Raw genomic sequence first — 23,123 nt, forward strand, 5'->3', positions numbered from 1 at the left:
ATATGGATTTGAGTTACGTACCCTTGCTGACCTGGTTGCTGATCGCCCACGTGCTTGCAGACTTTCCGCTGCAGCCACACAGTTGGGTTGAAGATAAAATCGTTCACCGTGGGCGTTCCCGTTTCCTGTTGCTACACGCCTTACTGCACGGCGTGCTCGCCGCTTGGGTGGTTGCCGGGTTTGCGCTGCTGCATGGTGGTTTGTCTTCCCTCCAGGTCCTCACTGCATTGTTGGTTGTCGCCATCAGTCACTGGCTCATTGACCTACTGAAAGTCACCTTATTGGCACGCCTCAGTCAGGCGAGTGGGCTCCTCCTCGACCAATGTCTGCACCTGACGGTAATTGTTCTGCTGTGGCTATTCTTGGCACCCAACACGTACGGCCTGTTTACCGCACTCGGCTCTGCCCTTATCAGTTGGCAGTCTGGCCTGGTTGTATTGGCTTACCTCTTGATTTATATGCCGCTGGGTATTTTGATTGGCCAATTGCTGGCGCACTGGACACCGCAAATGCCGCCTTCTGCCAAAGCCGATAATGACTCCCTTTTACGTGCAGGCAAACAAATCGGTTATCTGGAAAGAACGCTGATCCTGACCTTTGTATTGATTGGGCAGATTCCGGCAATCGGCTTTTTGTTGGCGGCCAAATCAATTTTTCGCTTTGGCGATCTGCGGCAAAGTGATGACAAAATGCGTACTGAGTATGTACTGCTCGGTACGCTGTTTTCCTTTACGCTGACCATTATGCTCGGCCTGCTGGTGAAAAAATTGTTGTAGGGGCGCAGTGGCTGCGCCCGCGTGAATCGCGGCGAATAACTTCGCCGCGACAGAAACATCCGAGAAAAATTACAACCACTCACCGAAGCGGCGAATATAGAAACGCTTCATCATCTGCGCCACCACACAGTAGCTGATCAAGGTCCCCGCCAACCACGGGAAGTATTCCCACGGCAGTGGCTGCAATCCAACCAACGCGCCAAGTGGTGAGAATGGCAGATAGATACCCAACCCCATCACCAAAATCGTGGTCAACAAAACAGGCAATGCTGCGGTGCTTTGAATAAACGGAATCTTCTGGGTACGCAGCATATGCACGACCAGCGTTTGCGACAACAGCCCCTCGATAAACCAACCGGACTGGAACAAGGCCTGATGCTCTACGCTGTTGGCGGCGAAGACAAACCACATCAATGCGTAAGTGGTGATGTCGAATATTGACGACGTTGGCCCTATCCACAGCATAAAACGACCAATGTTTTTCGCATCCCACTTCCGTGGTTTACGCAGAAACTCTTTGTCCATCTTGTCCCACGGCAGAGACAATTGAGAAATATCGTACATCAAGTTCTGGATTAACAAATGGATCGCCAGCATCGGCAGGAACGGGATAAATGCGCTGGCCACCAACACGGAAAATACGTTACCGAAGTTGGAACTGGCGGTCATGTTCAAGTACTTGATGATATTCCCGAAGGTTTCACGTCCCTTGATCACGCCCTCTTCCAACACCATCAGGTTTTTTTCCAGCAAAATGATATCCGCCGACTCTTTGGCGATATCAGTACCGGTATCCACCGAGATGCCCACGTCTGCATCGCGCAACGCTGGCGCATCATTGATGCCGTCACCGAGAAAACCGACAGTATGACCATTCGCCTGCAACATCTTCAGCACCCGTGACTTCTGTAGTGGCGTCAGTTTGGTAAAGACGGTGCGCTGCTCCACTTCACGCGCTAACGTTGCATCATCCATTTCGGCAATTTGCGGACCGGAAAGCGGCTCACCCGGCTCCAACCCAACATCACGACAGATTTTGCAGGTGATCACCGGGTTATCACCGGTCAGTACTTTCACTGCCACGCCGTTTTCCTGCAGTGCGGCTATTGCTTCCTGCGCACTTTCTTTCGGTGGATCGAGGAAGGTCAAAAGTCCCTGGATCACCATATCGCGTTCATCGGCCACGCTCAGCGGCAAGGCGTTTTTCTGCTCACCCAGTTCCCGCGTGGCCAAGACCAGCACGCGGAACCCATCCTCGTTATATTGGGCCGCAAGCGCCTGCAATGCTTCACGTCGAGCCTGATCCAACGGTAAAATCTGCTGCCCTTCACGCACGTGGGTAGCGATTTCCAGCATTTCCTCCACTGCTCCTTTGCAAATCAGGCGCTGTTGGTGGTTTTCATCCGCGACCACGATCGACAGGCGGCGACGCACAAAATCAAACGGCAGCTCGTCAACCTTGCTGAAACGCCCCAGAGCTTCAATACCCGGCTTACCGCGGCCAAAGCGGATCACCGCTTGATCCATCAAGTTTTTCATTCCACTCTGGTGGAAGCTGTTCAGCCACGCCAGATGCAACACCTCATTATCTCTGGCCCCGCTAACGTCCAGATGATGTTCGAGGATGATGCGATCCTGGGTCAACGTGCCGGTTTTGTCGGTGCAGAGCACGTCCATCGCGCCAAAGTTCTGGATGGCGTTCAGGCGTTTGACCACCACTTTGCGGCGTGACATCGCTATGGCACCCTTCGCCAGGTTAGAACTGACGATCATCGGCAGCATTTCTGGCGTCAGCCCAACGGCCACCGCCAAGGCAAACAGCGCCGCTTCGCTCCAGTCGCCTTTGGTGAAACCATTGATCAACAACACGATCGGTACCATCACCAGCATAAAGCGGATCAGCAACCAACTGACGCTGTTCACACCGCGGTCAAACGCCGTTTGCGAACGGGAGCCGACAATCGATTTGGCCAATGAACCAAAGTAGGTACGTCCCCCTGTCGCCACCACAACCGCCGTGGCCGTGCCGCTGGCGACGTTGGTACCCATCAGGCAAATATTCGACAGTTCCAACAACGCATGTTCACTGGAAACCTCATCCTCGCTATCCTCGCTCGATTTTTGGCTGACGTTACCCATCGCATCGTATTTCTCGATCGGGATTGCCTCTCCGGTCAGGATCGCCTGACTGATAAACAGATCGCGTGAGGCCAACAGGCGCACATCAGCCGGAATCATATCCCCGGCGGACAGCTTAATAATATCGCCCGGTACCAGTTCACGGATGGGGACTTCCAGCGTCAATGGCTGCGCACTGTAACTGCTGCGACGCAGTACCGTTGCGGTAGTACGCACCATCGACTTCAACGTTTCCGCCGCCTTGTTGGTACGGTATTCCTGCCAGAAACGCAGCAATCCACTGAGTGAAACCATTACCAATATGATGATCACGCCAGTGAGATCGGTTTCTTCACCGCGCCGGGCAGGCAACCAGTAGTCGGTAAAGAAACTGATCGCAGCCAGCACCATCAGCACAAAGATAAACGGGTTATTGAACGCGGCAATTAACTGTATCAGCGCGTGCGGCGCCTTCTCATGGGCAACCTGGTTAACGCCGAACTGCTCGAGACGTTCAACCGCATCATCCTGAGTTAAGCCATTGCGGTTACATTTTAAATTAGCCAGCGTCTGCTCAACGCTGTTTTTCGCCTCTTGTGCGATGGCGTAAGGCGCCTTTATTTTATCGCGACGGCGAGCTGTTTCATTAATATAGGTCATAACACTATTCTCTTATTTTACTCTGCGCACAGGGATACCCCGCCCGATTAACAGGTGAATAAACACAGAGTGGAATTTATTTAGTTAGCGTAATTAACGTGATTCATCACCACGCCATACACGCTGAGCAATTAACGTTTCGGGGTCACCGTCCATGACGCCTCCTTATCACTGAGCACAGTGAATATTTATCAATAATTAAACAGGTAATTCAGATGCGATACGCCAGCGTACGGCGCTAACACTTTTCTCGAGACTGACTCGGCAGACAATACCTTCAATTTCTTTTTGCACCGAAGGGTTCGCCGTTATTTCTGCACATACCTCAAGTTGACCAGGAATGGAAATATCGGCACTACGTAATGATTGCAGCCTTAATGCCACGCCATTGAGCGCCTGTAATATCAAGGTACGTACCAATATTTCATCTTGCTCGCCGCAGGTAACCTGAATGCGGTAGCACACCTCGAGATCGGTTGCCTGCTGCTGAGGTTGCAGATTGATGCGCTGAGCGGCTTCACGCAACAAGATGTTGGCACACAGGATCACCAGTGTTGCCAGCACGGCATTCCAATATTGCCCCAGGCCGCACAACACACCAATCGCCGCTGAACACCACAGCGTAGCGGCAGTATTCAAACCGCGGATATTCAGCCCTTCACGCATGATCACGCCCGCCCCCAGGAAACCAATCCCTGAGACAATCTGTGCGGCAACCCGCCCGGCACTGGATGGATCGGTCGACATCGAGCTGAGAATAAATACGGCTGCACCGGTCGCAACTAATGCATTGGTGCGCAAGCCAGCCATACGTTGGCGCCATTGCCGTTCGGCGCCAATAATAGCGCCCAGGCTCATCGCCAGTAATAAATTTAAAACAAAAGGAGTCATAGCCATGACTTTCCCCTTAAATAACTGCAGGAGATAAAATCATGTGCTTTTTAGCACACGCAAAATTGCGCCGATAATAAGTCAGCGATTGAGCGTATTAGTGCCTGGAGGGAAAAGGCTGTGGCTGAAAGTGGCCATAATAACGTCCAAATCAATTCACCCGATGCCAATAGGCAGCAGGAACAACTATAAGATTCGGGTTTGCACAGCTCGGAATAACGTGAGAGGGGTGCTGCCCGCCGTTTTCGGCAAGCAACAAATCAAAAGAGGATTGGTCAGCTTGCCTTGTTTATATCACTGCAACTAAAACTGTCCAATTGTGTTTCCTCATTGAAATTTTGGCTGAGTATAGTGACGCTGAGTGATGATGTAAAGGCGAATTTATTAAACGAAAATTAAACTCAATAATTACTCCTATTTGATGCGTCACACAATTATAACGGATTAACATTGGGCAAGTGAGTGATTACCGATAAACTTCCCCCCTAACAGGACAATCATCCCTAAGGACATCCCGCTTGATGAGCATGCTTCGACTTTCCATTAGCCTCGCCCTGCTTGCCGCTTTTCCTACTAAGGCTCTCATTTTGGAGCAGGGTGCACTCCGTTTCGATATCGATCCGGCCACGTTGCAGATCACGGTAAACAAAACTCAAGTCAACCAGGCTCAGGCCATACAAACCGTGACTGCGCTGCAAAGCACCACCACACAGGCAAGCTGGCAATGGCCAAACAGTGCGATAAACGTTAGCGCCCGGCTGGACGGTAGCGATCTGCGGCTGAGCTTCAGCAGCAACCGGGCACAGACAATGACGTGGTTCACCCTGCCACCGCAGGCAACCACCCTGCTGCTGCCCATTGGCGAAGGCAGCCGCATACCGCTGGATAATCCCGTTTGGCAACATTATCTGGTCAAGGAAATGACGCCGCTGGATACCAACTGGGATCTGAAGCTGCCACTGTGGAGCCAGCAGCAACAGGGTAAGGTTTATAGTTGGCTATTGTTGACCCCCTTCAGCAATCAGGTCAGCTTCGCCAGTGGGAAAGACGCCCTCACTATGCGAGGCAGCCATCAGTTCAACCGTTTTAATCAACAGCAAGCTTTCGACGTCTTACTGCACGTGGGGGACACCCTGTTGTCCGGTGCACATCGCTACCGTGAGTATTTGCAACAAAACGGTCAGTTCAGCACCTTACACGATAAAATCCGCACCGCGCCGGAAGGCGAAAAGTTGATTGGCGCTACGCATATTTATTTATGGGGTGACAAACTGTTGGCGCCGGCTGACGTGAAAAATTGGTCGGGCATGTTGTCCTGGCTGGTCTCTCCCGCAGGGGAAGCGTTGTGGAAAAAAATGGATGCCGATAGCCAGAAAACCGTACGAAAACTGGCAGGAAAAAGCCCGGAAGGCTGGCAGCAGCAAGCCTTGGTTGATGCTCTAAACCAAGCACTGCTGGCGCAGGTGCCGCTTAACGCGACGCCAGATGAAACGGGGTTCCTGCAAGCACAACATCAGCAAGCTGCTCACGTCAGGGCGTTGGCGCAACGCCAGCTTGGGGCCTATCTCGCACCGGCGGACAGCTGGGGCCAGGGGCTGGCGAAACCGCTGATCGACACACTGCACCAAGCCGGAATCCGTCGTCTGTGGCTGGGGACAGATAACTGGACCGCCGAATTCCTGCATCCGCAGGCGGTAGAAAGCGCCAAAAAATCGGGATACCTGATTGCCAGTTACGACTCTTACGACACCGCCATTCCCCGCGGGGTCAACGACAGTTGGCTGACAGCTCAACTGCCGGCATCACTGCGTGAAGAGTGCGCCATCGTACGCGCTGACGGAAGTAAAAAACCCGGCTTCGGCAAACAGGGTTATTACCTGAATCCAGGCTGTGTGCTGCCCTATTCACAGCAGCGCATGCGTGACCTGGTACAACTGGCCGGTCTGAACAGCCTGTTCCTCGACGTTGACGGTACCGGGATGGTGTCCGATGACTATCAGCCCAATCATCCAACTGGCGCAGAACAAATGGCACAGGCCCGCAATGCGCGACTGGCCTGGTTCAGCAATACCCTCCGATTGCCTCTCGGCTCCGAGGATGGCAATGCGGTAACCGCCCGCCACATTATGTTTGCCCACGGCATGGAAACCTGGGGTTTTGGCTGGGGCGATAAGCAAATGAACCAGGATAAATCCTCTCCTTATTATCTCGGCGCATGGTGGCCCAATGCCCAACCGGCCTTCTTCTTCAGCCCGGCCAAGGTGAAGGAACCCTACCGCACCTTAGAGTTCGATCCACGTTATCGCCTGCCAATGTACCAGGCCGTGTTTCATGACGCAGTGATCAGCAGCCATCACTGGAATTACGACAATCTGAAATTTAGCGATGTTAAAACCACGCGTAGCCTGCTTAGCCAGTTATATAACACGGCCCCCATGTTCCACCTCAGCCGTGCGACGTTGCAGGCACGCTTGCCACAAATCAAACAAGCCGATGCTGCTTTTCGTCCACTGCACCAAGCGTTGTGGGATAAGGCATTAATCGATTTCGGCTGGCTGGATAACGCAGGTTGGGTGCAGCAAACCACGTTCAGCGATGGCTCAACGCTGACTGCCAACTTTGGTGAGCAGCCATTCAATGGCATCGCCGCCCACAGCCTGCGTGCCAAACTGGCGGACGGCCGTATCCTGGACTATACCCCGTAATTGAGCGCCAATGGCACTCACAAGCAATGATGAAAGATGGCTCAACTGCTCCGCCGTCATGTCGGTCGGAGTGCACAACACGTGACACAGGCCCCGACCAGCAACCTGGAGTTGATGATGGATACCCTTACGCAAACGCTGCTCTCAGAGATCAGGCAACATCTGGGAGGGCATACTGCCCCAGCGGGGCCGTTGACAGTCAGTGGTGAAGGCGCACTGAGCAGCGCATTCCCCGTCACCGAACTGGCAACTGCCTGCTGGAGTGCTGCGGGGTTAGCCTGCGCTCAACTGCTGAAACACAATCAGGCTGATGCACCACGCGTCTTTGTCGATCGCCGGTTGGCGTCGTTGTGGTTCGGGTGGACATTGCGGCCGTTGGGGTGGACATTACCCTCGGCCTGGGACGCACTGGCAGGTGACTACGCGACCTGCGACGGTTGGATCCGTCTGCATACCAATGCACCGCATCACCGCCGCGCGGTAGAGCACGTGCTCGGTCCACATCAGGATAAAAATGCGCTGGCGCAAAAGGTGCTTACGTGGAAAAAAGGCGATCTGGAACAGGCGGTAATTGAAGCCGGCGGCTGCGCGGCAGAGATGCGTTCGACAGAGGCATGGCGGCAACACGTGCAGGGCAAGAGCGTTGCACTGGAGCCACTGATTCATCAAGCGCAACAAGCAGAAGCCCCGTTGCCAAACTGGGGCCTCCCTACTGCCAGACCACTGTACGGCGTACGGATACTGGACCTGACACGGATTATCGCCGGGCCCGTTGCCACCCGCTTTCTCGCCGGGTTGGGGGCGGACGTATTGCGTATCGATCCTTACGGATGGGATGAGCCCGGCGTTGAACATGACGTGATTCTCGGCAAGCGCTGTGCACGACTGAACCTGACAAATGCTCACGATCGTCACACCTTCGAACATCTATTGAAAAACGCCGACGTCATCGTCCACGGCTACCGCGCCGGGGCGCTGGAAAAACTGGGGTATGGCGCTGAACAGCGTCGAGCTCTGTCGCCTGGGTTGATCGACGTGTGCCTGAACGCCTATGGCTGGACAGGTCCATGGCGTGGAAGACGTGGTTTCGACAGTTTGGTGCAAATGAGTTGTGGCCTGGCAGAATCAGGTATGGCCTGGAAGGCTGCCGCGGTGCCTGTGCCGCTGCCGGTACAGGCGCTGGATCATGCAACGGGTTACCTGATGGCGGCAGCGGTACTGCACGGCATGCGTCAACGACGACAACAGGGCACTGGCTATAGCGCGCGTTTGTCTCTGGCACGGACAGCACAACTGCTGCTTGACCATCCTTACCCACAGCAACATTCGGTGACACCGCTGGCCCCTGTCGAGACCTCGGATGAAAACCCTGAAACTGAACTTACGCATTGGGGCGCTGCACAACGCCTTATCGCTCCGCTACGGCTGAACGGTACCGCACTGCTCTGGGCACTGCCCGCAACTACCTTGGGCAGTTCACAGCCGGAATGGCTACGACGCTAACTTCCGGTTAGCTGGTGCTGCAACCAGTGCAATAAGGCTTCGACTGCCGGTGTCAACCCGGCGGTCTGTGGCCAAACCAAATAGAAGTCCACCTGATCCAGACGTTGCGCGGGTGCCAGTGCCACCAGTCGCCCTTCTGCCAGCACATCACTCACCAGCCGTTTTTTGACCAGCGCGATACCGAACCCTTGTTCGGCTGCACGGATCAATAACCCCGCATCATTGAACAAGGCCAATGGTCGGTCACATGCCATGTGCTGATGTGCGACAAACCAACTACGCCACGGTGTGACGTCATGCTCTAACAGTGGCATGCCTGGCGCTCCATTATCGAATGCGGTCTGCCACTGTTGCGCCAGAGCGGGAGTGGCAACTGGTACCACTTCGCCAGAGGCAATGCGCTGCGCTTGCATATCGGCCCATTGCCCATTGCCAAGCCGTATAGCCGCATCGAACCCTTTGCGCGATAGATCCTGCACGGCCAACGATGCATCAATATCCAGTGCAATGTCGGCATAAGTCGCGTGGAAAGATGGCAGGCGCGGCATTAACCAATAATGTGCAAAAGAAGGCAGCACGCTGATACGAAGCGCCTGGCTTTGCGCAAGGCGTCTGACCCGGCCTATTCCCTGTTGCAATGCCAACAGTGCCGGCTCGGCAACCGCCAACAACTCACGGCCGGCAGCATTTAGACGCAGACCCCGCCCTTGTCGTTCAAACAATGGACAACCGATCGCTTGCTCGAGCTGTTGAATCTGCTGGCTGATTGCGCCGTGGGTAAGATGCACCTGCTGGGCAGTTGCGCGCAGATTTTCTAACCGCGCGGCAACCACAAAGGTTGGCAGAAGATGCAGTGGAATACGCTCACTTGACATTGGTTAGCTCTGCTATCCAAAAAGGCTATTTTTCATCGATTTTCGCCACAAAGCAAATGGTCTAGGGTAGACATCTAGCCTCTTCACATCCGGATCCCCCATGCACCCACGTTTACAGCAAGATCTTAACCAGTTTCCACAGATACTCGAGCACACCCGTCAATTAGCTGACAGCTTCCTGGCGGGCGTGAAACAACGCCCGGTTTGCCCGCCGTTGGCTGCACAACAATTGCAGCAAGGGGATGATCGGCTGGCAGAAAATGGCGACGGCGCGTTGGCGGCGTTGGACGGCTTCTGGCAGCGTTATGCTGATGGCCTTTCTGGCAGTGCCGGACCACGTTACTTTGGCTTTGTCACGGGTGGCGCGACCCCAGCCGCGTTGGCCGCGGATTGGCTGGTTAGCACCATCGACCAAAATAGCCAACTGAGCCACGACACTGTTGCTGCAGCGATTGAATTGGCAACCATTATGCAGCTAAAAACCTTGCTTGGCCTGCCCGAGGCATTCAACGGCAGTTTTGTCAGCGGCGCGACCATGGCGAACTTTGTCGGTATTGCCATCGGCCGTCAGTGGTTAGGACAACAACGTGGGATTGATGTTGCCGAACAAGGGCTGGCGGCGTTAGGGACCATTCAGGTGCTATCGGCAAATGCACACTCAAGCAGTGTGAAAGCACTCAGTATGCTCGGTATCGGTCGTGACGCGCTTAATATTATCGACAGCCAGCCCAATTCTGAGGCTATCGACCCAGAAGCGCTGGAGCGCCATCTGGTTGCCAACAGCGGTGTGCCAACCATCGTGTTAGCCAGCGCCGGAACTGTCAATACCGTGGCCTTCGACGATCTGCCACGCCTGCTGGCACTGCGTGAACGCTATCCATTCTGGCTGCATGTTGATGCTGCCTTTGGCGGTGTCGCGGCCAGCTCACCCCAATATGCCCCTCGGCTTGCGGGCTGGGAGCAAGCGGACTCCATCACCGTCGATGCACATAAATGGTTAAATGTGCCCTACGACAGCGCGATTCAATTCAGCCGTCATTTAGCGTTACAGATGCAAGTCTTCCAAAACCACTCTGCCTATCTGGAAGCACCAACGCTGCGGCCGGACAACTACCTGCATCTGACACCAGAAAACTCACGGCGTTTCCGTGCGCTGCCGCTGTGGATGGCGCTAAAAGCCTATGGCCGCAGTGGCATGCAAGATATGGTTGAACGTAATGTGCAACTGGCGCAGCTGTTGGGCACAGAGCTGGATGCCAGCGAGGGCTTCCAACTGCTGGCACCGGTTAATCTTAACGTCGTGTGCTTTGCACTTAACAACGTCGAGGGAGATGCCACTGCCGCACGCGATCGCTTTATCGCCCAACTCGATCGCCAGGGTATCGTACGCTGTACCCCCACCCGCTATAACGGGCAACCGGGGATCCGCGCGGCGCTGGTCAATTGGATGACTCAAGAGGCCGACATTCATCTTGCGTTGGAATCCATGCAACACTGCCGGCAAGCATTGGTCTGAAAACTCAAATTAGCGGTGCGCAGATGCGCTCCGCTCTATTATTACTGCCAGAACCTGCCCTTTCCTGCACTGGATAAGCGACTCACCCTCGATGAAACGAAAAATAGTTCAGCAAAACAAATTAATCACTCGCTGACATTTTTCACATTTGCCTAAATAGCACGAATGGTCACATCAACTCTTTGTTATATCGCCAGTTTTCGTAACAAAAAAATGGGCTAATGTTAACTCAATGTGATTATTGAATATCATAAGTGATAAAGAATGAAAGAATTATCATTATCAAAAACAAAAGAATTAATCATAACATTATGATAATATTATTAAAAATAAAAACACGCATAGTCGACGGAATGTGATTTGCCCAGGAAGTAAGCTAGAAAATGTTAAAAAAACAACACATGAATTTTTTTTAAGAATTTTCCTAGCAATCTAAAATTTCGTTTCGTGACATGATGGGCAGATTCAATGATAAAGATACCAGCAGGCAAGCGGCTCAAGCACAAATTGAGGTCGCAGCCTCACAGCGCTTCCACCAGCAGATTATTCTGACTTAAGCTAAACTTATAGGTTCACAGTGTTAATTAGTTTAGAAAGAAAATATCGTTGAGAACCGTCGAGTTTATTGATAGAACACTGCTTATACGTGATTTTTTTGTTCCTTTTTTTTGCCTTTTAGGCTTCAGGCTTTTTCTTTTGTTACCGCGGTAAAACGGATTTAAGTGGGGGTGCGATATGCCAACGATCATTATGGATTCATGCAGCTATACCAGATTAGGTTTAACAGACTACCTGACAACACACGGAGTAAAAAAACGCCAGATTAATGCGATTGGCAATATTGACGACCTGCATGAAAAATGCAGCAAGTTGAAACCCAGTCTGGTCTTTATTAACGAAGACTGCTTCATACACGAAGCCAATGCTACCGAACGTATAAAAGGGGTGATTTCACTGCACCCTGATACTTTATTTTTCATTTTTATGGCTATCACCAACGTACATTTTGACGATTATTTATATGTTCGTAAAAATGTCATCATCTCGTCAAAATCCATCAAACCAGAGACTATGAATCAACTACTTAGTCACTATCTGGAGAGAAAAGCCCCCCGCGCGGAAAAAAGCTCATTTGACCAAACACCTGTGACACTGAGCCAGACTGAGTCAAATATGTTACGCATGTGGATGTCAGGTCAGGGAACTATCCAGATATCCGACCAGATGCAAATTAAAGCCAAGACCGTCTCTTCCCACAAGGGAAATATCAAAAGAAAAATTAAAACGCACAACAAGCAGATTATCTACCATGTTGTTCGTTTGACCGACACACTGACCAGTGGAATATTTGTCAATAGCCGCTAGTTAAAATGGTTGTCGTATACTGTGACAAACGTTGGTTTTAAATGTTGTTCAGACCGTCGTACTGAAAATTTCGCATTTAAATAACCTAAATACCTGCTCGCGACGACACGCTCGGCCGCGACGGGTATTCCCGCAGTAAAAACCCGCTTATTAATACCACCCCGGAATAATTACCACGCATAACCCTTGCGAATTAAATTAATGCACTGAGAAGTATCGCATTTTGCGAAACAATTACTTGGGTACAGCCTGACGTAATTCAACGAAGGTACCATCGCGGCTGTCAATCTCGTTAAAGAACCACACGCCCGCAGGATAGTCCTCCAAAGAAACCAGATACATTACCCCTTCATTAAACTCCTCTACCGCCAGGATCACGCCTTCACGCCGCTGCTTGCCATCCGTTTTTACCGTGACCAGATCGTTAACTTTCATGCCTTACCTCATCATTTATCATTGATGTCAGTGTATTACAGAACGAGGTGTGAAAAATACCGTATACAGTCAGTTAATCTGCTGCTCATCTGCATAGTGCTTTCCTAAAGCGTAGCAGGCGACCGTGCTAGCGGCTTTTCACTTTCTTAACGTTTTGTCCGCAGAATCTTAAGTCCGCAACAGGTAGTCTGTTCCTCGGTGCTTCCCCCCAGAGAAGTACCAGCAAATGAAGAAGTAACAAGGAACTTTTGCCCGCAGACTTGCGGGCTTTTTTTTGCCTGCGATAAATTACAGACACAAAAAAACCCGCCTTGGCGGGTTTTTATTAATCAGCAGAAGCCGATTAGATAGCGGTAACGTTAGCCGCTGACGGACCTTTAGCACCGTTCTCGATAGAGAACTGTACGTTCTGGCCTTCAGCCAGGGTCTTGAAGCCTTGATCCTGGATAGCAGAGAAGTGTACGAACACGTCTTTGCTGCCGTCTGCTGGAGTGATGAAACCAAAACCTTTAGACTCGTTGAACCACTTCACTTGACCTTTGATCATGTTAGACATGTCTAATTCCTTCAATATTAAATTTACGCCACCATGGGCAAGATATAGCCGGTCATCAGTTACTTATGGAGGCACTAGAAAGGAAATTCGTCAGAGAAGAGCTATCTAGGATAACGCTTTAAATTTGAACTACTTTACTCAAAATGTCGTGCATAAATAGGTCTGTACCACAGGCCGAGAAGCATTAACTCATGATGGGACTTTAATAGCAACTCTTTTTGTTAGCCCCTTTGTGGAAACGGGGCTAAACGCACAGGATTCAATCCATTTTGCTCAATTTATCGTCATTTCTGGCGGTGTTTTCCGGATAACGGAGGCAATGCAAAGCCACAATACTTGCAAAATAAGGCTTCTGTTTCGTGGCCACCCCGTTGACATTGTTCACAATTTCGCCTTTCGCGATTACGTTGCAGCTCCTGTGACATATAGGCCGTCAGGATGCCGGTCGGTACCGCGATGATCGAATAGCCCAACAGGATGAGTACCGAAGTCAATAAGCGCCCCACCGGCGTATGAGGAACGATATCACCGTATCCCACCGTGGTCAGCGTCACCACAGCCCAATACACTGAGGCGGCCAGGCTGGTAAAACCGCCTGTTCCTCCCTCAACGGCATACATTAGGCCACCGAACACACACAGCACCACGGCGACAAAACCAAAAAACATCGCCAACTTATGGCGCGCCAGCTTAATGCTGCGCCAAATCATCCCCATCTCACTCATATAACGCAGAAGCTTCAGGACCCGTAGCACACGCAGTATTCGCAAAACGCGCAACAGCATCACAAACTCTACCGTCATATGTGGGAACAGCCAGATGATGTAGAGCGGCAACACCGTCAGCAAGTCAACTACGCCAAAAAAACTGAAGGCATAGTGTTGCTCGCGTGGTGTACACCACAGTCGTAACAGATACTCGAGAGTGAAAATGGCGGTAAAAACCACCTCCGCCCAGAAGAAAAGATAAATAGCTTCCTGGCCCGGAAAATACAAAGCGCTACCACCCGGCTCAAGAAACAACAGAACAACGCTGAGTAACGCCGTACTGACCCAAAACGTTTCCATTCGTCGGCCAGACCGGAAATGATTGTCGAAGAGCAGCCGATAGCTTCGTTGGCGCCAGCCGAGCACCGCGGTGTTAATGGTCATAGCCTGATGTCTTATAAAGAGAAGTTGCTCATATACTAGCCCTGAACATGAGCGCAGCCAAATCCCCAATCCCAATAGGTGTTACAAATGATAGTAATTCTCGTCTCTCTGTTTTATAGTTGCGCTGCGTAACTATAAAGGGAGATAGACCATGCTTAGATGGCATACGCTGGCAGCCTCTTGCTGCACCGCTCTGTTGATGCTGAGCACCCCAGCCCTGGCGCTGGACCTGTCTTACACCGCTCCGGAGCCTAGCATCACACCAGCACCCGCCCCGCAAAAGGCACTCGGCCCGACGAAGAAAACAGGCAAACCTCCTGTGGTCTGGTCTGAGTCAGAAGACAAAACCGGTTTTCGCGTTGATATGGAGTGTGATCACCCTGGTTGCAGCCGCCAACGCTCCAACATGTATTCAGGCATTAACGGCCCGGTAAAAAAAACCGATCGTCGTCGCCAGTCAGATCCTTACTCCACCAATCAGGATCCTGAGTACAGTGTGAACATGGGATATCAATGGTAGCCGCTCTTTAAGAGTTATCCCTATATCGGTGACGGCGTACGGTTCATACAATGAGGTTCTGTTCACCACTTCTCCTGGTGCTGAGCACAACAAGCTGTGTTGCAATTTTTTATGCGCCTCTCTATAGGCGCTTTTTTTATGCTTAAATATCAGTCACCTGCCGCCTTACAGAATGGTCTCATTGCGCCATAACGTGATTACTGTCACAAATAGCCGCTCCTTAGCCACGCTATATCGGAGGTTGGCCAGATGGCGACTGAATATGTATCTTTGCTGGTGGTGTTAGCCGGCATCGCAGGGTTTGCACTGTATAAACACTTTAAATCACAGAAGAAAAACACCCTGCTGCGTCCGCACGATCGTTGACGGATGCATTCCTGAGGCAGGATCTTCATACCCTGCCTCAGGCCACAAAATTGCACCCTGTCATTTTTTTATCACAAAATTGTCACAATACAGCCATATCATGGTCGCGACTATCCGCACTGGCTTAACACCAAGGATTTCGTTATGACCACCATAAAAGCAACAAACCACCAGGAAGCAGAAAAGCTGATCCGTTACGGCACAGCAAAAAAAATTGAACTGGCTTACGACATCGACAGTGATGACTTTTTCCAGCTCGCCAGCCTATGGTGTGATAGAGGCGCCAAAATCTCCAAAGGGAAAGAACATTTTATCGTGTCGTTGAAAGGTTTTCGCATCCCTCCGAACGATTAATACCCTGCCGCCCCTGCGGCGGCGCCCCCTTCCCCTGTATTAAACCGCTCAATGATCTACATTCCCCCTTCGGCATTTCTGTAAGATAAACATGAATTACAGCAGGCGGTTACCTACACTGGTTACTGCGCCTGAACGCCAACTGAGGAGAATCACCATGTCAGCCAGCCCACTGCTGCCCAGCACCATGAAAGCCATCGAAATCAGCCAACCAGGTGAACCCGAGGTTTTAGTTGCCGTCCAACGCCCCTTGCCGACCCTGCAACAAGGGGAGATCCTGGTGAAAGTCGCCGCCGCCGGGGTTAACCGTCCTGACGTCATGCAACGCCGCGGCCAATACGCACCACCGCCCGGCGCATCTGATATTCCTGGTTTGGAGATCGCAGGTACTGTGGTTGCCACCGGCGTAGGAGTGCAAAATTACGCCATCGGCGATAACGTTTGTGCTCTGATAGCCGGCGGTGGATATGCAGAATACTGCAAAGTACATGAAACCAACGCGCTACCGGTACCGCAGGGCTTTAGCCTGATAGAGGCTGCGGCCATCCCCGAAACCTTCTTTACCGTTTGGGTCAATGTGTTCCAACGCGGTCACCTGAAAGCCGGTGAAACCGTATTGATCCATGGCGGTACGTCAGGCATTGGCACTGTTGCGACCCTGCTGGCGAAAGCTTTCTGCGCCCATGTGATCACCACCGTCGGCTCTGAAGAGAAACGCCAGGCCAGTCTGGCATTGGGTGCTGATGTGTCGATCAACTACCGCAGCGAAGATTTTGTTGAACAAACGCGGCATGCCACCAACGGCAAGGGAGCAGACGTCATTGTCGATCTGATTGCAGGGGACTATGTGGCGAAAAACTACCAAGCGGCAGCAATGGATGGCCGCATTGTGCAAATCGGCACCCAGAATGGCGTGGTAAAAGAACTGAATCTGATGCCGCTGCTGATCAAGCGCCTGACCCACACGGGCTCAACCCTGCGCGCGCGTAGCGTAGAGGACAAAGCGCAAATTGCCGCCGATTTACAGCAAAAAGTGTGGCCACTGTTGGAGCGCGGTGCGTTGAAACCGCAGATCTTCAAAACATTCCCATTGGAACAGGCGGCAGAAGCTCATGCCCTGATGGAGTCCAGCCAGCATATTGGGAAAATCATGCTGACTCTCTAACTCGCGCAAAGCCCCCCGCAGCCAACGCTGCGGGGAAACCTCTAAGCACCAGGCGTATGTACGTCTTCAGGCGTAGAGCCGGTATTAGCTAATTTCTCTTGCGCCAGCGCTTCATCTTCGCTGTCTTTCTCCAGGCTTTCCTGCTGTGCCCCCTGTTTTGGTGAATACACCAGTTCCACCAAAATCGGGAAATGATCCGACCCTACGCTAGGTAAACGGCGCAGCGCACCCAGCACAAAATCATCACTGTGGAACACATGATCCAACGGCCAGCGCAAGAACGGATAGCCAGCATGAAAGGTACTGAACATGCCACGTCCACGGCGCGGGTCCAACAAACCACTGACTTTGAGGAACAGTCGCGTGGTGGTCGACCACGCCACATCGTTCAGATCGCCGGTCACAATGACTGGGTACTTCGATTTAGCCACACTCTTACCAACCATCACCAACTCGGCATCGCGATCTTCTGATTCTTCATTCTCCGTCGGGCTTGGTGGCATCGGATGCACACAGTGCAAGCGCACCTGCGGCCCTTGCGGTAAATGCACCATCATATGCATCGACGGGATCTGCTCATCCACCAGGTATTGAATTTGAGCATCGCTAAGTTTCAGCCTTGAATAGACATGCATACCGTACAGATTATCCAGCGGACACTTCAGCGTGTGGGGATAGTCCTGTTCCAGCACCGACAGTTGTTGCTCCCACCAGCTGTCGGTTTCTACAGCGACCAGCACGTCCGGTCGCTCGGTGGCCACCAATGCCAGCAGTTTATCCGCCTGGCGGTTAGGGGTTAACACGTTGGACACCAAAATGCGGATACGTGGTTTCTTATGGTAACCAGTAAAGTCCAGTACCTGGGGTTTGCTCAGCCGGGTATAAGGGTAAATCCACGCGGCCTGATACACAGCACAAGCCAGATTTACTGCCATCATGCCCCACACCCAAGGTGACAAGGGCACAAACAGCAGATTAAGCAACAACACCAATAGGGAAAGCACCAGTATTTGCAGGCGGGGGAAATCCCACACCCGAATCCACCAGGCTGCCTGCTTCGACAATGGCGCAATGGTCACCAGCGCCAGCAAAAGCGTCAGTATGGCGGTAATCCCTGTCACGTTTAATTCCTCATTATCGGCGTGGCCTGTCGGAATGACGGCCTCCTGACTGCCGTATCAAACGGCAGCCAAAGATTGCCATAAAAAATGCCTGCCCCGCCAGCAAGCTTAAGGAATAATCTTGCGACGGCGGAATTCATCAAACAGCGTAAACAGCATCGCCTCCGTCTCAATAAAGGTGTGGAAGCCAAAACGGCGCGCCTTACTGCCATCCGCGAACATGTCGTAATCCCACGAAAAAACAAAGTCGGCAAAGCGCCAGCTCGCCACCGCGCCATAGTTCGTTTCAGCCAAATCATGCTGTTGCACAAGGTGTTGCCACAGCGCGCTTTTATCCGCCATCACCGAGTCCAGCACCATCGGTAACGGCGGAGCTACCTCCATGTCAAAATAGGCGGCAATTTTGGGCCACATCTCGCTCCAACGGAACAGATCGCCATTATTGATGTTAAACGCCTGATTGGCCGCCGCCGGTTCTGTTGCCGCCCAGAGCGTAGCGCGCGCCAGTAGTCCGGCATCGGTCATTTCCAACAGGCTGTGGTAAGCCCCCGGTTTACCGGGAAAACGCAACGGTATCCCCAATGCCTTGCTGATAGAGGCATAAACGGCGATGGTCAGTGCCAGGTTCATCGGATTACCCAATGAGAAGCCCCCCACCACGCTCGGGCGGATTGCACTCCAGCGCCAGTTTTTTCCCTGCTGACGCCGTTCCAGATAACCTTGCTGCTCAAGATTAAACTCCGGCGGCATGTGTCCGGCATCACTCTCCCGCGCCGGTGTTTTAAAGGGGCCCAGATGGGCACCATAGACTTTATAGCCCTGCATTAAGCTGATGTGCTCCAGTCCTGATGCCACCGGCTCCAATGCTTCCACAACATGCGCTAACATCGCCAGTAGCGCCGACCACCAGTGCCAATTTGTCGTTTTGCATATATGCCCCACTCAGTATGAATTGATGTATTCACTGTGAGTGATAAGCAAAGCTTGCGGTAGAGGGCTTTTCTTACTAACACTTATAAGTAAATTCTATAGGTGGGGTATCAATGGACACACTGAGCGCCATGAAAACCTTCGTCCGCGTCGCCGAACTCGGCAATCTCTCTGCGGCGGCCCGCGATCTCGGCCTGACCCAACCGGCTGTCAGCCAACAAATCGCCGGTTTGGAGCAACAACTTGGTGCTAAGTTGTTATTTCGCAGCACGCGTGCCGTAACGCTGACCGAAGCAGGAGCCGGTTATTACCAACAGATCAAACCGATTCTTGCGGCGGTAAACGACGCTGAAGAAGCGTTACACGGATTGAACCAGAAATTGCATGGCCCATTGCGTATTCACGCGCCAACGGGATTCGGCCAACAGCACCTGACACCGCTGGTCATTGCCTTTCAGCAACAACATCCGGCGCTGAATATCGAGCTGCTACTGGATGACCGTCGCGCCGATGTGATAAGTGAAGGCGTCGACGTGGCGATTCGTTTTGGCGAACTGAATGCACCGGGCATCGTCTCGCGGCGATTAGGGGGATTGCAACGGCTCTTGGTGGCATCACCGGAATACCTGGCACGGCATGGCACACCGCAAACACTGGCAGAACTGGCAACACATTCGCATGTGCGCTACAGCGGTTTGACCGACGGTGACTCACTGACATTAATCGGCCCTCAGGGTGCCGAGATGGTCAATCTGCGCCCGGTTTTTCGCGCGAACAATACCTTTTCACTGCTGGCAGCCATCGAGGCAGGGTTGGGGATTGGTGGTGCACAGCGGCCGCTGATTGGCCGACAACTGTCGACCGGTACGCTAGTGCCTGTTTTACCGGCCTGGCACTATCCGCCAATGGCATTGCATGCGGTGTATCCGACCGCGCGGTTTATTCCCCGCAAAGTACGGGCTTGGGTGGATTACTTGCAGGAAGCGTTAGGAGACATTGAAGGGATAAGTGTGAATCATGCCCCCGACAATGCGCCGAGGGCATAAGCATTATTTGAACAGTTTACCGACCATATCGCCCAGTTCGTTACTGTCTTGCTGCACTTCGCCATTTGGCGATGCCGCGTCAGCGACCGTTGGCAGGAACTGCGCAATCGTGGCTGATGCCTGAGCCGGGTCGATCCCCAACTTTTCGGCCAACTGATTAATCGCATCGCTGCCCAGCGCCTGCTGCACGTGATCGCCGTTAATCTGCTGGTTTTCACCGTTGCCCAGCCATGAACCGACCACATCGCCGAATTGCCCCTGACGGAACTTGTCCAGAATCGCCTGCAAGCCACCCTGTTGCTCAACCCATTGCATGATAGCAACGTAATCCAGGCCTTTACCGTTACTGCCGCCCAGAATGTTGCCCAATACGCTATCAAACAGACCCATGGTAATCTCCTTCAGGCTGGCGGCATAAGCCGCCGGCCCCTGTGACTTAACGAAAAAGGGCCGCCGTAGCGACCCTATTGATCAGCACCGAATCAGCTTCTGATCTTTCTGTAGACAAAAAGTACTACCAGAGCACCAATTACCGCGACAACAAAGCTGCCCAGGTTGAAGCCGTCAACACGACCCATACCGAAGAAGGTACTGATATAGCCGCCGACAACTGCACCGATGATCCCCAGGATGACGGTCATGATAAATCCGCCACCGTCTTTGCCCGGCATGATCCATTTAGCCAGGATACCGGCGATTAAACCAAAAATGATCCAGGAAATGATGCCCATTTTTACTCTCCCTATTACCTTTTGCCTAAAAGAAACCCTATCACCAGACCCACGACGGCGCCTGCTCCAACCCTGATCGATATTTTCGCACTGGTGTTCCCTGTGCTTGCCGTGACCGGCAGCGCGATACAGGGTGAATCGCGCTAAACACGCATCTTCACACTGTTACTATAGACAAATATCAGCAGTTTACACATTTCCGTGTGTCTGAATTTGTCTGTACATAAAACAACCACATTCACCTAACTGTCATTTCTGCGCGCTATAATTAAGATGAATCTTCCCGCAGGAGACAGACCATGACCAATGCACCATTTTTGCTGATACTGACCGCGCTCTACGCCCTGGCAGCTGTCTGGAATGGCTCTGCCATTCTCCTGCTGATGTAATGTTACACATCTTTTGTCACTTTATTGTCGGCTTTAAATGTGTCTTATTTTTTCAGCACATTTAATTGGCTGAAAATGAATAACAAATCTCACTACGTTTAGATAAAAATCCCATAAGCCACCAGGCCTCAGGTTTCGCAAAACGGCTTGATTAAGTGGCTAAACCACTCGGCAAACGCGATGAAACGTGCCGAACGCTGGCGGCGATGCGGGTAAAGCAACGCAATACCCATCGCTGGCGGTCGAGCCTGCGGCAAAATCTCGCACAGGCTGCCGTTATCCAGATGATGCTGAACATCAAAACGGGGTATCTGCATCAACCCCAGCCCTGCCAAACAACACCCGATATAGTTTTCTGCATTGTTAACCGTCACCCGACTGCGCAGCGTTTTTTCACCGTACTGATCGCCCTGTTGCCACGACCAGGTATCTGCGCCCACCAGTGTGGGCTGCGCATACCCCACCACCCAATGATCGTCCAATTGCGCAGTCGTATCGGGGACACCGTAGCGTTGTAGGTAAGCCGGGCTGGCGCAGTTAATCATGCTGAGTCGCCCCAGCGGTTGGCTGACCAGACTGCTGTCGCTGAGGCTACCAACGCGAACCACGCAGTCGATCCCCTCCTGAATCAAATCGATTGAGCGGTCGCTGGCACTGAGAAACAGCTGAATGTCGGGGTACTGAGAAAAGAAGTCAGGCAACGCCGGCACAATCATCCGCCGGGCAATACGGCTGGGGACATCGACGGTCAGACGACCATCAATTGGGCCATTTTGGCGGTGAAAAAGGCTTTCCAATTCCTCCACGTCACCCAGCAGGTTACGTGCTTTCTCGAGCAATAGCTCGCCGTCACTGGTCAGTTGCACCCGGCGAGTGGTGCGATGAAACAGACGAGCGCCCATTTCATGTTCCAGTTGCTGTATTGCCGCCGACACCGTGGTTTTTGGCATCATCAAGATTTGCGAGGCACGAATGAAACTGCCCACCTCGGCAACCTGGATAAACACCCGTAATCTCCCTATTTTATCCACCGATTGTCCATCCTGATAAACAGGCTGCGGCACGCGCCGCAGCAGAACTGAGATTAACGGGTAGTATAGCCACCGTTGGCAAACAACGTCTGCCCGGTGATCCACCAGCCATCGGTGACCAAAAATTTGACGATAGGCGCAATGTCCTCAATGTCGGTCAGGCCGGTTTTCGAGAACTTGCTCAGTGCCGCAGCACTGCTGTGATATTCCACCGCTTCCTTACTTTCCTGGCCGTAGAAAAATGGCGTATCCATTGGCCCCGGGCCGATAGCATTTACACTGATCCCCCGTTCGCCAAACTCTTTGGATGCAGCGCGGGTGAAGTGTTCTACTGGCGCCTTGCTGCCTGGATACACCGCATAAAACGGCGTATAGGCAGCCAGCAATGAACTGACGATAGTCACAATGCGCCCGTTGTCGGCCAGATGTTTACCTGCCTGCTGGATAAAGAAAAACGCCGCCTTGGCGTTGATGTCAAAACTGCTGTCGTAATCTGCTTCGGTCACGTCGGCAATCGGTTTTTTGATCACCAGACCGGCCGTATTGATCGCAATATCCACTTTGCCGAACGCCTTGACCGCCTCTTCAAACAGGCGCGCCACGTTACCAGGCTGAGTCAGATCGCCCTGCACCGCTATCGCCTGCGCACCCGCTGCTTTCACTGCCTTTAGCGTGTCTTCCGCTGCCGCTCGAGTCGCATCGCTGTTGTAATGCACCACTACGGCTGCCGCACCGCTAGCCGCCAGATCGCGTGCCACCAGGCCACCCAAGTTCTTCGCACCACCAGCGATCAAGACGACTTTTCCATTCAAAGATTGCTTGCTCATTACAGTAACTCCGTTAGTGAAGGTTGCAACGAGTATAGGAACTGTGACCGCCCAGATAATCTGTCCAAATTGGGATGAACTATCCCAATTTT

Annotated in this window: 21 protein-coding genes and 1 pseudogene; 10 read left to right on the forward strand and 12 right to left on the reverse strand. The window is 52.4% G+C overall.

Features of this window, described 5'->3' with window-relative positions; all coding sequences use genetic code 11:
* Nucleotides 1-2 precede the first annotated feature (2 nt).
* Nucleotides 3-776, forward strand: a complete 774-nt coding sequence (locus SGBXF1_RS15195) for a DUF3307 domain-containing protein (RefSeq protein WP_186427097.1) — start codon at nt 3-5, stop codon at nt 774-776.
* Between the two features lie 69 nt (nt 777-845).
* Here the strand turns inward: SGBXF1_RS15195 and mgtA are convergent, their stop codons facing one another.
* Nucleotides 846-3,554, reverse strand: a complete 2,709-nt coding sequence (mgtA, locus tag SGBXF1_RS15200; RefSeq protein ID WP_186427098.1) for a magnesium-translocating P-type ATPase — start codon at nt 3,552-3,554, stop codon at nt 846-848.
* 198 nt (nt 3,555-3,752) lie between these two features.
* Nucleotides 3,753-4,451, reverse strand: coding sequence for an MgtC family protein (locus SGBXF1_RS15205; protein WP_037417310.1), 699 nt, complete (start codon nt 4,449-4,451; stop codon nt 3,753-3,755).
* Between the two features lie 515 nt (nt 4,452-4,966).
* Here SGBXF1_RS15205 and SGBXF1_RS15210 point away from each other — a divergent pair.
* Nucleotides 4,967-7,150 (forward strand): glycoside hydrolase, encoded by a 2,184-nt coding sequence (locus SGBXF1_RS15210; protein ID WP_186427099.1) that lies wholly within the window; start codon nt 4,967-4,969, stop codon nt 7,148-7,150.
* A gap of 117 nt (nt 7,151-7,267) precedes the next feature.
* Nucleotides 7,268-8,653, forward strand: a complete 1,386-nt coding sequence (locus SGBXF1_RS15215) for a CoA transferase (RefSeq protein WP_186428518.1) — start codon at nt 7,268-7,270, stop codon at nt 8,651-8,653.
* Here SGBXF1_RS15215 and SGBXF1_RS15220 read toward each other — a convergent pair.
* On the reverse strand, nt 8,650-9,528 hold the full coding sequence (locus tag SGBXF1_RS15220) for a LysR substrate-binding domain-containing protein (RefSeq protein WP_186427100.1): 879 nt from the start codon (nt 9,526-9,528) through the stop codon (nt 8,650-8,652). The genes SGBXF1_RS15215 and SGBXF1_RS15220 overlap by 4 nt on opposite strands.
* Nucleotides 9,529-9,628: 100 nt before the next feature.
* On the opposite strand from SGBXF1_RS15220, the gene SGBXF1_RS15225 reads away from it, so the two are divergent.
* On the forward strand, nt 9,629-11,044 hold the full coding sequence (locus SGBXF1_RS15225) for a pyridoxal phosphate-dependent decarboxylase family protein (RefSeq protein WP_186427101.1): 1,416 nt from the start codon (nt 9,629-9,631) through the stop codon (nt 11,042-11,044).
* A gap of 735 nt (nt 11,045-11,779) precedes the next feature.
* The gene (gene rcsA, locus SGBXF1_RS15230; protein ID WP_061806575.1) at nt 11,780-12,409 is read left to right on the forward strand and encodes a transcriptional regulator RcsA; all 630 of its coding nucleotides are present in this window, start codon (nt 11,780-11,782) and stop codon (nt 12,407-12,409) included.
* Between the two features lie 234 nt (nt 12,410-12,643).
* On the opposite strand, the gene dsrB is transcribed toward rcsA, so the two are convergent.
* From dsrB to SGBXF1_RS15245, 3 genes are all read right to left on the reverse strand, one after another.
* Complete coding sequence (dsrB, locus tag SGBXF1_RS15235; RefSeq protein WP_037417297.1) at nt 12,644-12,844, reverse strand: protein DsrB; 201 nt, start codon at nt 12,842-12,844, stop codon at nt 12,644-12,646.
* Nucleotides 12,845-13,187: 343 nt separating this feature from the next.
* The gene (gene cspE, locus SGBXF1_RS15240; RefSeq protein WP_004946278.1) at nt 13,188-13,400 is read right to left on the reverse strand and encodes a transcription antiterminator/RNA stability regulator CspE; all 213 of its coding nucleotides are present in this window, start codon (nt 13,398-13,400) and stop codon (nt 13,188-13,190) included.
* Nucleotides 13,401-13,684: 284 nt separating this feature from the next.
* Complete coding sequence (locus tag SGBXF1_RS15245; protein ID WP_186427102.1) at nt 13,685-14,551, reverse strand: ion transporter; 867 nt, start codon at nt 14,549-14,551, stop codon at nt 13,685-13,687.
* Between the two features lie 151 nt (nt 14,552-14,702).
* Here SGBXF1_RS15245 and SGBXF1_RS15250 point away from each other — a divergent pair, with 151 nt between their 5' ends.
* From SGBXF1_RS15250 to SGBXF1_RS15265, 4 genes are all read left to right on the forward strand, one after another.
* Nucleotides 14,703-15,071: a hypothetical protein gene (locus tag SGBXF1_RS15250; RefSeq protein WP_037417294.1), complete on the forward strand. Its 369-nt coding sequence runs from the start codon at nt 14,703-14,705 to the stop codon at nt 15,069-15,071.
* Between the two features lie 249 nt (nt 15,072-15,320).
* On the forward strand, nt 15,321-15,437 hold the full coding sequence (locus SGBXF1_RS15255) for a FeoB-associated Cys-rich membrane protein (RefSeq protein ID WP_172479785.1): 117 nt from the start codon (nt 15,321-15,323) through the stop codon (nt 15,435-15,437).
* A 144-nt stretch (nt 15,438-15,581) separates the two neighbouring features.
* Nucleotides 15,582-15,791, forward strand: coding sequence for a hypothetical protein (locus tag SGBXF1_RS15260; protein WP_061806577.1), 210 nt, complete (start codon nt 15,582-15,584; stop codon nt 15,789-15,791).
* Nucleotides 15,792-15,948: 157 nt separating this feature from the next.
* The gene (locus SGBXF1_RS15265) at nt 15,949-16,956 is read left to right on the forward strand and encodes an NAD(P)H-quinone oxidoreductase (protein WP_061806578.1); all 1,008 of its coding nucleotides are present in this window, start codon (nt 15,949-15,951) and stop codon (nt 16,954-16,956) included.
* 41 nt (nt 16,957-16,997) lie between these two features.
* Here the strand turns inward: SGBXF1_RS15265 and SGBXF1_RS15270 are convergent, their stop codons facing one another.
* Nucleotides 16,998-18,077, reverse strand: coding sequence for an endonuclease/exonuclease/phosphatase family protein (locus tag SGBXF1_RS15270; protein ID WP_186427103.1), 1,080 nt, complete (start codon nt 18,075-18,077; stop codon nt 16,998-17,000).
* 108 nt (nt 18,078-18,185) lie between these two features.
* Nucleotides 18,186-18,971: pseudogene (locus tag SGBXF1_RS15275) on the reverse strand (SDR family oxidoreductase); the annotation flags it as partial.
* Nucleotides 18,972-19,120: 149 nt separating this feature from the next.
* Here SGBXF1_RS15275 and SGBXF1_RS15280 point away from each other — a divergent pair.
* The gene (locus SGBXF1_RS15280) at nt 19,121-20,053 is read left to right on the forward strand and encodes a LysR family transcriptional regulator (RefSeq protein WP_186427104.1); all 933 of its coding nucleotides are present in this window, start codon (nt 19,121-19,123) and stop codon (nt 20,051-20,053) included.
* 3 nt (nt 20,054-20,056) lie between these two features.
* Here the strand turns inward: SGBXF1_RS15280 and SGBXF1_RS15285 are convergent, their stop codons facing one another.
* The 4 genes from SGBXF1_RS15285 to SGBXF1_RS15300 all read right to left on the reverse strand — a co-directional run bounded on the left by SGBXF1_RS15285 (nt 20,057) and on the right by SGBXF1_RS15300 (nt 23,031).
* Nucleotides 20,057-20,443 carry a YidB family protein gene (locus tag SGBXF1_RS15285; protein WP_037417280.1) on the reverse strand — a complete coding sequence of 129 codons (387 nt, stop codon included), beginning with the start codon at nt 20,441-20,443 and terminating at the stop codon, nt 20,057-20,059.
* A gap of 92 nt (nt 20,444-20,535) precedes the next feature.
* Entirely contained in the window at nt 20,536-20,784 is a 249-nt protein-coding gene (locus SGBXF1_RS15290) for a GlsB/YeaQ/YmgE family stress response membrane protein (RefSeq protein WP_037417275.1), read from the reverse strand.
* Between the two features lie 517 nt (nt 20,785-21,301).
* Nucleotides 21,302-22,204, reverse strand: a complete 903-nt coding sequence (locus SGBXF1_RS15295; RefSeq protein ID WP_037417273.1) for a LysR family transcriptional regulator — start codon at nt 22,202-22,204, stop codon at nt 21,302-21,304.
* A 53-nt stretch (nt 22,205-22,257) separates the two neighbouring features.
* On the reverse strand, nt 22,258-23,031 hold the full coding sequence (locus tag SGBXF1_RS15300) for an SDR family oxidoreductase (protein ID WP_037417271.1): 774 nt from the start codon (nt 23,029-23,031) through the stop codon (nt 22,258-22,260).
* Between the last annotated feature and the right edge of the window lie 92 nt (nt 23,032-23,123).

The organism is Serratia grimesii, assembly GCF_900186025.1.
Taxonomy (GTDB): Bacteria; Pseudomonadota; Gammaproteobacteria; order Enterobacterales; family Enterobacteriaceae; genus Serratia; species Serratia grimesii.